Source organism: Frigoribacterium sp. MCBA15_019, from assembly GCF_001864945.1.
Classification (GTDB): Bacteria; Actinomycetota; Actinomycetes; order Actinomycetales; family Microbacteriaceae; genus Frigoribacterium.
Window position 1 is genome coordinate 29,805 of sequence record NZ_MJGS01000005.1, and the last position, 13,405, is coordinate 43,209.

10 protein-coding genes are annotated in these 13,405 nt (G+C 73.9%); 6 read left to right on the top strand and 4 right to left on the bottom strand.

The features are described 5' to 3' along the window. Positions 1-62: 62 nt before the first annotated feature. Both BIV04_RS07860 and BIV04_RS16465 read right to left on the bottom strand, forming a co-directional pair. On the bottom strand, positions 63-746 hold the full coding sequence (locus BIV04_RS07860; protein WP_071255654.1) for a hypothetical protein: 684 nt from the start codon (positions 744-746) through the stop codon (positions 63-65). Between the two features lie 131 nt (positions 747-877). Next, positions 878-1,630, bottom strand: coding sequence for an Ltp family lipoprotein (locus tag BIV04_RS16465; protein ID WP_083396272.1), 753 nt, complete (start codon positions 1,628-1,630; stop codon positions 878-880). Between the two features lie 151 nt (positions 1,631-1,781). Here BIV04_RS16465 and BIV04_RS07870 point away from each other — a divergent pair, with 151 nt between their 5' ends. Together BIV04_RS07870 and prpB are read left to right on the top strand one after the other, a co-directional pair. Further along, positions 1,782-3,449 carry an MmgE/PrpD family protein gene (locus tag BIV04_RS07870; RefSeq protein WP_083396273.1) on the top strand — a complete coding sequence of 556 codons (1,668 nt, stop codon included), beginning with the start codon at positions 1,782-1,784 and terminating at the stop codon, positions 3,447-3,449. After that, positions 3,449-4,348, top strand: coding sequence for a methylisocitrate lyase (prpB, locus tag BIV04_RS07875; protein ID WP_071255655.1), 900 nt, complete (start codon positions 3,449-3,451; stop codon positions 4,346-4,348). The genes BIV04_RS07870 and prpB overlap by 1 nt, the downstream gene beginning before the upstream one ends. 109 nt (positions 4,349-4,457) lie before the next feature. Here prpB and BIV04_RS07880 read toward each other — a convergent pair whose 3' ends face one another. Beyond that, a complete protein-coding gene (locus BIV04_RS07880; protein ID WP_083396274.1) occupies positions 4,458-5,669 on the bottom strand; it encodes a M20/M25/M40 family metallo-hydrolase in 1,212 nt (403 codons plus the stop codon). 183 nt (positions 5,670-5,852) lie between these two features. Here BIV04_RS07880 and BIV04_RS07885 point away from each other — a divergent pair, with 183 nt between their 5' ends. From BIV04_RS07885 to phoA, 3 genes are all read left to right on the top strand, one after another. Then, positions 5,853-7,079: an exonuclease SbcCD subunit D C-terminal domain-containing protein gene (locus tag BIV04_RS07885; protein ID WP_071255657.1), complete on the top strand. Its 1,227-nt coding sequence runs from the start codon at positions 5,853-5,855 to the stop codon at positions 7,077-7,079. Next, the gene (locus tag BIV04_RS07890; protein WP_071255658.1) at positions 7,076-10,078 is read left to right on the top strand and encodes an AAA family ATPase; all 3,003 of its coding nucleotides are present in this window, start codon (positions 7,076-7,078) and stop codon (positions 10,076-10,078) included. Before BIV04_RS07885 ends, BIV04_RS07890 begins: the two co-directional genes overlap by 4 nt. Before the next feature lie 185 nt (positions 10,079-10,263). Continuing rightward, positions 10,264-12,198, top strand: coding sequence for an alkaline phosphatase (gene phoA / locus BIV04_RS07895; RefSeq protein WP_083396275.1), 1,935 nt, complete (start codon positions 10,264-10,266; stop codon positions 12,196-12,198). An 83-nt stretch (positions 12,199-12,281) separates the two neighbouring features. Here the strand turns inward: phoA and BIV04_RS07900 are convergent, their stop codons facing one another. Continuing rightward, positions 12,282-12,536, bottom strand: a complete 255-nt coding sequence (locus BIV04_RS07900) for a DUF6458 family protein (RefSeq protein WP_043593189.1) — start codon at positions 12,534-12,536, stop codon at positions 12,282-12,284. 157 nt (positions 12,537-12,693) lie between these two features. Between BIV04_RS07900 and BIV04_RS07905 the strand changes: the two genes are divergently transcribed. Beyond that, the gene (locus BIV04_RS07905; protein WP_071255660.1) at positions 12,694-13,164 is read left to right on the top strand and encodes a DUF805 domain-containing protein; all 471 of its coding nucleotides are present in this window, start codon (positions 12,694-12,696) and stop codon (positions 13,162-13,164) included. The last annotated feature ends 241 nt before the right edge of the window (positions 13,165-13,405 follow it).

The window sequence follows — 13,405 nt, forward strand, 5'->3', positions numbered from 1 at the left end:
CACCGCCGAATTCGGCGGTGCGACGTTCAGTTCACGGTGCGACAGGTGCAGGAGGCGCGGATTCAGCCCCAGAGGCGCGTCGCGATCGAGCCGATCAGGTCGTCCGTCGGCACGTTCGTCTGGTCGACCGTGACGACGACGTCGTCCCGGGCCCAATAGGTCTGCGTGCGGTCGACCGGGTACTGCGGGTCGGGCGTGACGAGTTGGCAGCTGCGGCCCTCGTGGACGGTCGTGCACGTGAAGCCGGCCGAGGCGAGCCCGTCGAAGGCCGGGCCCGAGACCGCGGGGTCGAGGTGCCCCATGGCGACCGAGATGCCCGAGACGTCGGCGCGCGGGTCGCGCCACAGGCAGCTCAGTTCGTTCGCGGCCCCGACGACCTCGACGGCGCTGGCCCCCGTGGGCGGTTCGGTCGGCGTGACCAGGCCCGACGTGGTGCCCGAGCCGCCGAACTCGACGGGGTTGAGCGGGCTGTCGCCGAAGGTCGCGGCGTAGGTCGCCTGGTCGACGACGTCGGTGCAATCGGTGGGCAGGGCGATCGGCCCGGGGGTCGCGATCGGGGTGGGTGTCGCGGTGCCCGACGGCGCGGGCGAGGACGGCTCCGACGAGCCGGGGCTCGAGGGATCGGGTGTCACCTCGCCGGGACCGCTCGAACAGCCCGCCGTGAGGGCCAGCACCAGGCAGGCCGTCGCCCCCGTCATCGTCGCCGTCCGCTTCGCGGTCGTGCCCCTGATGGTCGTGCTCCTCATGGTTGTGCCTTCCTGGTCGTCGGGTCGTCCCACCCGTTCGCCGATCTCGACGCTAGTGACGGGTCCGGCCCGCGCAGTCGTCCCACAGGATGACGTCGGGCCGGCCCGGGTCACGATCACGTCACGGGGCGTCAGTCGCCGAGGTGCGCCAGGGCGTAGTCGGCTTCCTCGGCCGTGAACCACTCGCCGTACTCGCTCACGAGCTGGTTGCGCAGCACGTCGCCGGTCATGCCGTCCCGCGCGTAGGCCTTGGCCTTGCGGACGGCGTTGGCCTGCCAGTCGGCGCCGACCGTGTCGACGGCGTACTGCGCCGCGGCCTCGGACGCGCCACCGGCCACGAGCTTCGAGAACGTGTAGGCCTTGCTGCTGCCGAGGCTGATCGCGAAGGGCTCGGCGTCCTCAAGGGCCTGGGCGTAGTCGGCCGGCACGTCGGCGGCCGCCGACGTCGGCGTGGCCGACGCGGTGGGCGCGGGCGTCGACGACGTGGGGGCAGGGGCGGGCTCGGACGTCGCGGTCACGGCGGGGTCGTCCTGCTGCACGCTGTCGATCGCCGCGCCGAGGCCGATGGCGACGACGATCGACACGACGGTGGCGACGGCTCCCAGCCCGAGGCCGATCCACGCCAGGACCTTCGACTGGTGCCGGACCAATGCGATGACGCCGAGCGCCACGGCGGCGAGGCCGACGATCGTGCCGACCACCGGCACCAGGCCGAGCAGGAAGGCCACGATGCCGACGATCAGGGCGGCCAGGGCGAGGCCGCCGGGGCGACCCGAGCGCGGTGGCGGGGTGGACGTCCCCGTCGCGGGGTAGGACGTGGTCGGCTGGTCGGCGGAGGGGCGTCGCTCGTCGGAGCCGCCCCCCAGCGGGCTCTCGGTGGTCATGCCCCGAGCCTGCCATGCGGCCGACCGGTGCGTCCGCCCCCGAACGGGGCAGGGGTCCGGGGTGCGAGACTGGTCGGCAACGACACGGCCGTCACCGACGACGGCGCACGGCGGGTCGCGACGACGCCCGCCCCACCAGAGAGGGTGGCCGATGGGCACGCAGCACGAGCAGGCGTCCGAGCACGCACACGACGCGGGGGCGACGACCGACGCGAGCGGCGGGGCAGACACGACCCGCGCCTCCTCGTCCGGGGTCACGGGCGGGCCGGACGGGCCGACCGCCCCGGCCGCCGACCTCGTCGTGCACACGGTGCGGGTGCACCGCAGCGACGAGCCGTTGGCCCGCGAGGACGAGCTCGCCTGGCGCCTCGCCGCGCTCGCCACCGACGATGCCCCGATTGACGACGACGTCACCGAGATGGTGATCAACCGCTTGATCGACAACGCCGCCGTCTCGGCCGCGTCGCTGCTGCGCGCGCCGGTCGCCGTCGCCCGCGACCAGGCGCTCGCGCACCCGCCGACCACCGGAGGCGCGGGCTCGCAGGTCACGGGCGTCGCGCCCGAGCACCCCGTCTCGCCCGAGTGGGCCGCCTGGTCGAACGGGGTCGCCGTGCGCGAGCTCGACTTCCACGACACGTTCCTCGCGGCGGAGTACTCGCACCCCGGCGACAACATCCCGGCGCTTGTCGCCGTCGCACAGCACCGCGGACTCGACGGCGCGGCCCTGCTGCGCGGCATCGTCACCGGCTACGAGGTGCAGGTCGACCTCGTCCGGGCGATCAGCCTGCACGCCCACAAGATCGACCACGTCGCCCACCTCGGCCCGTCGGTCGCCGCCGGCCTCGGCACGATGCTCGGGCTGTCGACCGAGGTGGTGCACCAGGCCATCGGTCAGGCGCTGCACACGACGACGGCCACGCGACAGTCGCGTAAGGGGGCGATCTCGTCGTGGAAGGCCTACGCACCGGCGTACGCGGGCAAGGCCGCGATCGAGGCCGTCGACCGCGCGATGCGCGGCCAGGGCAGCCCCGCCCCGATCTACGAGGGCGAGGACGGCGTGATCGCCTGGCTGCTCGACGGGCCCGGGGCGTCGTACGACGTGCCCCTGCCGGCGACGGGGGCGTCGAAGCGGGGCATCCTCGACACCTACACGAAGGAGCACTCGGCCGAGTACCAGGCCCAGGCGTGGATCGACCTCGCCCGTCGGCTCGGTCGCTCGCACCCCGCCCTGCGGGACCCGGCGCAAGTGCGCCGCATCGTGCTGCACACCAGCCACCACACGCACGTCGTCATCGGCTCGGGGGCGGGCGACCCTCAGAAGTACGACCCCACCGCCAGCCGAGAGACGCTCGACCACTCCATCCCCTACATCGTGGCCGTCGCCCTGCAGGACGGCGAGTGGCACCACGAGCGCAGCTACGCCCCCGCCCGGGCACAGCGTCCGGACACAGTCGAGCTGTGGCAACGCATCACCACGGCCGAGGACCCCGCCTGGACGGCCCGCTACCACTCGACCGACCCCGCCGAGAAGGCGTTCGGCGGCCGCATCGAGGTCGAGTTCGTCGACGGCACGACCCTCGTCGACGAGATCGCCGTCGCCGACGCCCACCCGCTGGGGGCGCGGCCCTTCGGACGCGAGGACTACGTGCGGAAGTTCCGCACGCTGACCGAGGGCGTGCTGCCCGACGCCGAGGTCGAGCGGTTCGTCGACCTGGCCACGCGCCTCCCTTCCTTGACGGCGGCCGAGGTGCGGCAGCTGGGCATCGTCGCTCCCGACGCGCTCGCCGGTGCCGTCGCCCAGCCGGGCGGGCTGTTCTGATGCTGTACTCGACGGTGTCGCCGGCCGACAAGCGTGCGGCGTTCCGGGCGGGCCTGGCCGACGAGCGCACCCTGACGTTCCCGGGGGCGTTCACGCCGCTGACCGCCCGCCTGATCGAGCAGAAGGGCTTCGACGGCGTCTACGTGTCGGGTGCCGTGATGGCCAACGAACTCGGGCTGCCCGACATCGGCCTCACCACGCTCACCGAGGTCGCCACGCGGGCGGGGCAGATCGCGTCGATGACCGACCTGCCCGTGCTCGTCGACGCCGACACCGGGTTCGGCGAGCCGATGAACGTCGCCCGCACCGTCCAGGCGCTCGAGGCCGCTGGCGTGGCCGGTCTGCACATCGAGGACCAGGTCAACCCCAAGCGCTGCGGCCACCTCGACGGCAAGCAGGTCGTCGACTCGGCGACGGCGACCGGTCGCATCCGGGCCGCGGTCGACGCGCGACGCGACCCCGCGCTCGTGATCATGGCCCGCACCGACGTCCGGGCCCTCGACGGCCTCGAGGCGGCGATCGACCGGGCCCGTGCGCTCGTGGACGCCGGCGCCGACGCGATCTTCGCCGAGGCGATGGCCGACCTCGGCGAGTTCGAGGCGATCTGCTCGGCACTCGACGTGCCGGTGCTCGCCAACATGACCGAGTTCGGCAAGAGCGCCCTCTTCACCCGACAGCAGCTGCACGACGTGGGCGTCAGCATGGTCATCCACCCGGTGTCGCTGATGCGCGCCGCGATGGGCGCGGCGTCCCGCGCCCTGGACGCACTCGCGGCCGACGGGTCGCTCGAGTCGCAGGTGCCGTCGATGCAGACCCGTGCCGAGCTCTACGAGCTGATCGACTACCCCGGCTACGCCCGCTTCGACGCCGGCGTCTACGACTTCACGCTCGAGGCCTGAGGCCCGAGACCCCAGGAAGTCGCCGAGACCCCTGCGCGCGCACCGGGGTCTCGGCGACTTCCTGGGGTCCGGGCGGAGGCGCGGCGTCGGTCGCCGGGGAGGGCGGCGGTCAGGCGAGGTCGGCGAGCAGGGCGGTGACGAACTCGGTGCGCTCGACCATGCCGTGCACGCTGATCCACTCGTGGCGGGCGTGGGCTCCACCGCCGACGCCGCCGACCCCGTCGAGCACGGCCAGGCCGAGCGCGGCGGCGAAGTTGCCGTCGCTGGCGCCGCCGACCGACACCTCGCGCAACTCGAAGCCGAGCGAGGCGGCGACCCGGGCGGCGCGTTCGTAGAGGGCACCGGTCGCGGCCGAGCGCTCCATCGGTGGACGGTTCCAGCCGCCGGTGACCTTCAGCGTCGCGGCCGGGTCGTGCGCCGCGAGCCCCGCGAAGACCCGCTCGATGCGCTCGGCCTCGGTCGACGAGGTGACGCGGACGTCGACCATCGCCCGGGCGTAGCCGGCCTTGACGTTGGTGCGGGTGCCGCCCTGCAGCACTCCCACGTTGAGCGAGGTGCCCGCCTCGACGTCGGCGGCCGCGTGCAGCGTCAGGACGACGCGGGCGATCTCGTCGACGGCGCTCGCACCCGAGCGCGGGTGCAGGCCGGCGTGGACCTCGACCCCGAAGGCCTCGACCTCGAAGATGCCGACGCCCTTGCGGGCGGTCTTGACGGCGCCGTCGGCGGCGGACTCGAAGACGAACACCGCGCCTCCTCGTCCGACCTCGCGCTCGATCGCCTCACGCGAGGCGATGCTGCCGACCTCCTCGTCGCCGTTCAACAGCAGGCGCACGTTCGGACGCGGCAGCCCCAGGCGGTCGCCGATCGCGAGGGCGTTGCCGAGCTGGATCAGCCCGGACTTCATGTCGAAGACCCCGGGACCGGTCATGCGGTCGCCCTCGACCGTGACGGGCCACCCGGCCAGCGTGCCCTCGGACCACACCGTGTCGTAGTGGCACAGGGCCGACACCCACTCGGTCGACCCCGACGGCGACGGGTAGTCGAGCGTCACCGTGTCGCCGTACCCCTCGACGACGTGCACCCGGCGGTCGGCCGGCGGGCCGACGGTCTCGCCGAGCCAGGTCTCGATCCAGCGGAGCCCCGCCTCGAGCAGGTCGACGTCGTCGGACGGCGTCTCGAGGCTCGCGTAGGTCGTCAGGTCGGCCACCATCGCGTCGAGGCGTGCCTCGACCTCGCGGCGCAGGGCGGTGACCTGGTCGGGCTGCAGGGGGTCGTTGCTCACGGTCTCGCTCTCGTCGGGCCCGCCGTGGTGTGCGGGCATCTGACCATCTCACTCCCGTGGGCGGGGCGGCGACCGGCCGGAGGCGCGGTGCCGGACCCGAGGAGGCGCGGTGCCGGTCCCGAGGAGGCGCACCCGGCTCTGTCGGGGGCCCCCGATACAGTCGGGGGCACCGACTCCGGCACCCGTTGCCGCACCGACCGCGACATCCACGAGAGGGGCGCCGTGCGCATCCTGCACACCAGCGACTGGCACCTGGGGCGCACGCTGCACGGGGTCGACCTGCACGAGCACCAGCAGGCCTTCGTCGACCACCTGGTGCGGATCGTGGCCGACCGCTCGATCGACGTCGTGGTGGTCGCGGGCGACGTGTACGACCGGGCCGTCCCCGCGGTGCCCAGCGTGCGCCTCCTCGGCCGGGCCCTCGCGGGGCTGACCGAGCACGCCACCGTGATCGTCACGCCGGGCAACCACGACTCGGCGGTGCGACTGGGGTTCGCGGCCGAGCTGATGCGACCCGGGCTGCACCTGCGGGCGTCGGTCGACCTGCTCGACGAGCCCGTGGTCGTCGACGACCCGGACGGGCCGGTCGCCTTCTACGGGTTGCCCTACCTCGACCCCGACAGCGTCCGGCGGTCGCTCGCGCCCGGGGGCGCCGACGAGCCGCTGGCCCGGTCGCACGCGGCCGTCGTGGGTGCCGCGATGCAGCGGGTGCGCGACGACCTCGCCGGGCGGCCCGGCACCCGGTCGGTCGTGGTGGCGCACGCGTTCGTCGTGGCCGGGCCCGCAGCCGACCGCGAGGCCGAGATCCCGGGCGGCGGCGGTGTCGACGTCGAGGACGGGACGTCACCCGAGCGCAGCGAGAGCGAGCGCGACATCCGGGTGGGCGGCGTCGACTCGGTGCCCGCCACCGCGTTCGACGGTGTCGACTACGTCGCCCTCGGTCACCTGCACGGCGCCCAACGCGTCGGCTCGTCCGGTCGCCTGCGCTACTCGGGTTCGCCCCTGGCCTTCTCGTTCGGCGAGCGGAACCAGGTCAAGTCGTCCACGATCGTCGAGCTGGCCGCCGACGGCTCGGTCTCGATCGACCTCGTCCCGGCCCCCGTGCCGCGTCGACTCGCCGAGGTGACCGACACCCTCGACGCCCTGCTCGACGGCCGGCACGACGACCTGCGCGACGCCTGGCTGCGGGTCTTCGTCACCGATCCCGTGCACCCCGAGCGGCTCTACACGCGCGTGGCCGAGCACTTCCCGCACGCCCTCGCGATCCACCACACGCCCGTCGGAGCAGTCGATGCCCCGGCGCTCGCCGCCGTCACGGCCGAGTCCGACCCGATCGAGGTCGCGGCCGACTTCGTCGCCTTCGCCTCCGGCGGGGCCGCGAGCGAGACCGAGCTGGCCGTGGTGCGCGGCGCCTACGAGGCCGCGCGGGCGAGCGAGACGAGCGAATGAACCTCCACCGGCTGACGCTCCGGGCCATCGGTCCCTACGCGGGTGAGCACAGCATCGACTTCGCCGCGCTCGGCGCCTCGGGCACCTTCCTGCTCGAAGGCCCCACCGGGTCGGGCAAGTCGACCATCATCGACGCGATCGTCTTCGCCCTCTACGGCGGGCTCGCCGGCTCGGCCTCGACGCCCGACCGCCTGCGCAGCCACCACGCCGCCCCCGACGTCGAGCCCTTCGTCGAGCTCGTCTTCGAGAACGGTGCGGGCGTCCACCGCATCCGCCGGACGCCCGCGTACCGTCGTCCGAAGGCGCGGGGCACGGGCACGACGCCCGCGAACGCGACCGCGAAGCTCTGGCGCCTCTCGTCGCCCGACGCCGTCGACGGCGAGATCGTCTCGATCAGCACCCAAGAGGCCGGCGCCGAGGTGACGCGCATCCTCGGGCTCACGCGCCAGCAGTTCGTGCAGACCGTCGTCCTGCCCCAGGGCGAGTTCGCCGCCTTCCTCCGCTCGACCGGCGAGAAACGCAAAGAGGTCCTGCAGTCGCTCTTCGGCACCGAGATCTACGAGCGGACCACGGCCGAGCTCGTCGAACGGCGCAAGGTCGCCAACGCCGCCGTGGCCGCCGCCGACCGAGACATCGAGCTGGCCCGCGCGAGACTGCTCGAGGCGAGCGGACTCGACGCCGACGCCCTCGACGAGGCCCTGGCCGCCGACGGCGCGGCGGCTGTGCTCGGGGCCCTCGAGACCGAGGCCTCCGACGCGGCGGCCCGGCGGTCGCGAGTGCTCGAGGTCCGAGACGCGGCGCGACGGTCGCTCGATCGCGTGCGAGCGCTGAAGGCTGCGCTCGACCGGCGGACCGACCTGATGGTCCGGCAGACGCGTCTCGACGAGGGCGATGCCGAGATCGCCACGATCCGGCTGCGCGTCGCCGCAGCGACCCGAGCCGCGACCGTGACCGACGCCCTCGCCGCGGTCACGCGGGCTGCGGAGGCCGAGCGTGACGCCGCGTCCCGTCTGGCCGAGGCCACCCGGGGCGTCACGGACGGCGAAGGCACCGGGTCCGCCGCCGTCGACGGGGCCCCGGTCCGAGCCGACGTCGCCGCGCGTCGCGACGCCCGGCTCTCCGAACTCGCGCTCCTGGCCGAGGCGGCCCGCACCGAGAGAGGGTTGCCCGGGCGTCGTGCAGCCCTCGAGGCGGCCGAGCAGTCCCTCGTCGACGCCGACGAGCGGCGCCGAGAGCTGGACGACCGCCTCGTCGCGGCCCCCGCCGTCCGGTCCTCGCTCGTCGTCGAGCGGGAGGCCCTGGCCGACACGTCGACCGACCTCGCCGCCGCCGAGCAGGCGACGGCCGAGGCACGGGTCCGCCTGCGCGACCTCGACGACCTCGACGCCCTCGGTCGGGCCGTGGACGTGGCGTCCGGACGACTGGCCGACGACTCGGCGGCGGCCTTGAGGGCCCTCGACGACGAGGCCGGCCTCCGCCGTCGGCAGATCGAGGGCATGGCGGGCCACCTGGCCGCGAGCCTGGTCGTCGGCGACCCGTGCCCCGTGTGCGGCTCGCGAGAGCATCCGGCCCCCGCGTCTCCCGGCGCCGAGCACCCCACCGACGAGCAGGTCGAGGCCGCGTCGCTGACGGCACGCGCGGCCGAGGCGCGTCAGCGCGAGTCCGCCGCCCGGCACGCGACCGCCGAGGGGCGGGTCGCCGAGGCCCGCCGCGCCCTGGGCGACCTGACCCGCGACGACGTCGAGTCCGAGCTGGCCCGGCTGGCCCTGCGCGTGTCCGAGGCCACCCGGGCTCGCACCGCCCTCGCGGCGGCCGACGCGGCCCTCGTGGCCCACGACCGCGAGGTCGACCGGCTGCGGGACGAGCTCGACGACCTCCGCGAGCGGGCCGCCACCGGCCGGGAGCGCGTCGCCGCCGACCGGCGCGCCCTGCTCGACGACGAGGCCGAGATGGCGCGACTGCTCGACGGTCACGCCCCGACGATCGCCGAACTCACCGCATGGGTCGGTGACGGCGTCGAACGCGACACGCGCCTCCTGACCCTCCTCGACGCCGCCGACGTGGCCGCCGGCGCGGCGGCCGTCCGTCGCGCCGAGCTCGCCGCCGCCCTCGAGCGCAGCGGATTCGACGACGTCGACCAGGTCGCCGACGCCGCCCTCGAAGCAGGCGACCTGGCGGCCCTCGAGACGCGGGTGTCGGCCCACGATCGCGAACGGGCGATCGTCGCGGCCGGGCTGGCCGAGCCCGAGGTCGCCGTGCTGACCGGCGACGAGACGGCGGACGTCGAATCGGCCGTCGAGGCCCTCGGCCTGGTCGAGACCGAGCTCGACGAGGCCACCGACCGGGCGACACGCGCCGGCGACCGGGCCGAGCGGACGAGGCAGGCCCTGGCCGCCCTCGAGGCCGTGGCGGCCGCGGCCGACGACGCCGTCGAGCACGCCCGGGCGGTGGTGCGCATGGCGAACCTCGCCAGCGCCTCGACCGGCGAGAACGTCAAGGGCGTGACGCTCGGCACCTACGTGCTGCTGCGCCGGTTCGACGAGGTCGTGGCGGCGGCGAACGTGCGCTTGTCGGTCATGTCCAGCGGGCGGTACGAGCTCGCGTCGTCGGACGAACGCGAGGTCGGGTCGCGCTCGCGCAAGACCGGGCTCTCGCTCGTCATCCGCGACGCGACCACCGACACCACCCGCGACCCCGGCAGCTTCTCGGGCGGCGAGACCTTCTACGCCTCGCTCAGCCTCGCCCTCGGCCTCGCCGACGTCGTGCAGGCCGAGGCCGGCGGACTCGAGCTCGGCACCCTGTTCGTCGACGAAGGGTTCGGCTCGCTCGACCCCGACACCCTCGACGCCGTCATGAGCGAGCTCGGTCGCCTGAGTGCCTCGGGGCGGGTGATCGGCATCGTCAGCCACGTCGACGAGCTCAAGCAGCGCATCGCCGACCGGGTCGAGGTGCGCCGCCGGCCCGACGGATCGTCGGTGCTGCGCTCGACGGTCGGCTGACCTCGTCGGCTCGTCGGCCCTCGCCGGCCCTCGCCGGCCGGCGGTGGCCCTCATCCGAGGGTGTTCACCCGCGCGCACGGCCTCGTTCACGTGGCGGCCACCCGGCAGGAGTCTGCTGATCCCCGCCCCGCGACGACTCCGTCGCGGGGCGACCGGATCACGATCACGATCACAGGAGCAGAACCGTGTCGAAGAACACCCCGAACCGCCGGCGTGCGGCCCTGACGACGGGGGTCGTCGCGACGGCCGCCGTCGCCGCCCTCGCCCTCAGCCCCGTCGCCGCCTTCGCGGCCACCCCCGCGAACGTCGCCCAGAACGGCGGCGCCGCGCGCAGCATCGACGACAGCACGCAGCTGCTGCTCGACTCGGTGAAGGCCGGGCCCGCCAAGAACGTCATCCTGCTGATCGGCGACGGCATGGGCGACAGCGAGATCACCTCGGCGCGCAACTACGCCTACGGCGCCGGCGGAACGCTGCCCGGCATCGACGCCCTGCCCCTGACCGGCCAGTACACGACGTACTCGGTCTACAAGGACGGCGCGAACAAGGGCAAGCCCGACTACGTGCCCGACTCCGCCGCGACCGGCTCCGCCTGGGCCACCGGCACCAAGACCTACGACAACGCCATCTCGGTCGACGTCGACGGCGTTCCGCAGGACACCCTGCTCGAGATCGCCAAGGCCAACGGCAAGAAGACCGGCGACGTCTCGACCGCCGAGCTGCAGGACGCCACCCCGGCCGTCCAGGCCGCGCACGTCGCCGCCCGCAGCTGCTACGGCCCCGACTCCGTCACCCAGTGCGGTGCCGACGCCCTCGACCAGGGCGGCCTCGGTTCGATCAGCGAGCAGATCATCGGCACCCGCGCCGACCTCACCCTCGGAGGAGGCGCGACCTCGTTCGGTCAGTCGGCCCGCGCCGGTCAGTGGCAGGGCGACACCCTGTTCGCCCAGGCGCAGGACCGCGGCTACCAGGTCGTGCGTGACGCGGCAGGCCTCGATGCGCTGACGACCGCCGACCAGGCGCAGCCCGTGCTCGGCACCTTCACCGACGGCAACTTCCCGACCCGGTACGCCGCCACCACGGCGACCGTCGGCGGAGCCGACCTGGCCCCGCAGACCTGCCAGCCGAACCCGGCCCGCCTGGGCACCGACCTCTCGTTGCAGTCGCTGACCGAGAAGTCGATCGACCTGCTCGACACGGGTGACCAGGGCTTCTTCCTGCAGGTCGAGGGTGCCTCGATCGACAAGCGCGACCACAGCGCCGACGCCTGCGGTCAGATCGGTGAGGTGCTCGACCTCGACGAGGCCGTCCAGTCCGCCCTCGCCTTCGCGAAGGCCGACGGGAACACGATGGTCATCGTCACGGCGGACCACGCCCACACCAGCCAGATCGTCGACTCGACGCCGCCCGCCACGCTCAGCACCGCGCTGACGACGGTCGACGGCACCACGATGAAGATCGCCTACGGCACGGCCGCGGCCGGTGGCTCGCAGCAGCACACCGGCACGCAGCTGCGCGTCGCGGGCTACGGCCCGGGCGCCGCGAACGTCGTCGGCCTGATCGACCAGACCGACAACTTCTTCACCATCGTGAACGCGTTGCAGCTCGACCGCGACCTCGACGGCCTCAGCACCGGCGCGACGATCTCGGCTCCGACCGAGGTCGCCCCCGGCGCCGACTTCCCGGTCAGCACCGCCGGCCTCGCGGGTGACCGCCAGGTCACGGGCACGCTCGACGTCGACGGCACGGTGACCGATCTCGGCATCGCCGACGTGATCGACGGCGTCGCGACCTACACGGTCACGGCCCCCACCGCTCCCGGCGACTACACGATCACGCTGACCGGCACGCAGAGCGGCACGACGTTGGCCGCGACGGTCGCGGTCGTCGTGGGCGCCGTGACCCCGGCGCCGACGACCCCGCCCGCGGCGGTCCCCGGTGACGGCACGAGCGCAGGAGGCGCGGGTACGGCCGGCAACGGAAGCGGACCCCTGGCGTTCACCGGCGCCGACGCCCTGCCCGCCCTGCTGCTCGCGCTGATGCTCGCCGGCACCGGTGCCGCCCTCGTGCTGCGCCGTCGCCACCGAGCGGCGTCCCTGCAGGACGGCGTGCAGCTCTAGCCGCCCCGGCCCCGACACACGGGAGGCGCGGTGCCAGCCGGCACCGCGCCTCCTGCGTTCTCGGGTCGCGTCGGACCCTCGGGTCAGACCAGCGGGTCGCTGTCGGTCGAGCGACGCTCGACGCGCTCGCCCGTGGCCGGGTCGACCGCGCTGCGGGTCGTGGACACCGTCGAGCGACGACGCGACGCGAAGGCGATGCCGATGATGGTCACGACCACGCCGGCCGCGATGAGGATGTAGCCGATCAGCTTGATGTCGATGCCCGCGACCTGGAAGTCGAGAGCGAACGCGAGGACCGCGCCGATCACGATCAAGGCGATTCCGCCGCCGATGCTCATGGGGTCTCCTTCGTCTGGCGCCGCCCGGGGTGGGCGACGGCGCCGACGCGAGGGTCGGCGGGCCCCACAGTACCGACGGGCCGCGTCGAGCGGCCACGACGCGTCGACGGCGCTGAGAGGATGGGGCAGCCCGTCACCCGACACCGCAGGAGATCCCATGACCGGAGCCGCCGGCCCCGTGCCCCTCGACCAGCCGTACCACCGTGCCTCGCCCAAGGTCGCGGTCGTCCGGTTCTGGCGGAAGTACGCCACGTTCCACGGGCGCGCGAGCCGCAGCGAGTACTGGTGGTGGTTCGTCATCGCGCTCGTGTTCCAGGGGGCGTTGCAGGCCTGGGCCACAGGCAGCGGCGGGACGTCGACCTGGGCCGGGGGCGACAACGGCGATTGGACCTACATCGATCCCCAGGGCGTCGTCGTCGTGCTGTGGTCGGTCGTGAGCTTCCTGCCGACCGTCGCGCTGCAGTCGCGGCGCCTGCACGACGGGGGCTTCACCGCCTGGTACGTGCTCTTCTACCTGCTGCCGGTGCTCGGCTGGCTGACCTTGCTGGTCATGTCGCTGCTGCCCTCGCGCGCCTCGGGCGAGCGGTTCGACACCGGCGGTGAGCGGCAGTACCCGGGGCCGGCCTGACCGGTTGCGTCTCGGGGCGACATTGACATGTCGGTCAGGCAGAATGGACGTCTCGGCGCGGGAACCCAGGCAAGCCTGCGCCGGACTCGATGAGCAAGAGAAAAGCCCCTGCGGTAACAGGGGCTGATCTCGCCTCGTGTGAGGCCAGTGGTCTGAGCGGCGTTGACACTCGGATCGCTACGCGTTCAAGTATATGCGATCCCCGGGCCACCTGGCTGGGGGAGCGCAGACCGCAAGCCTC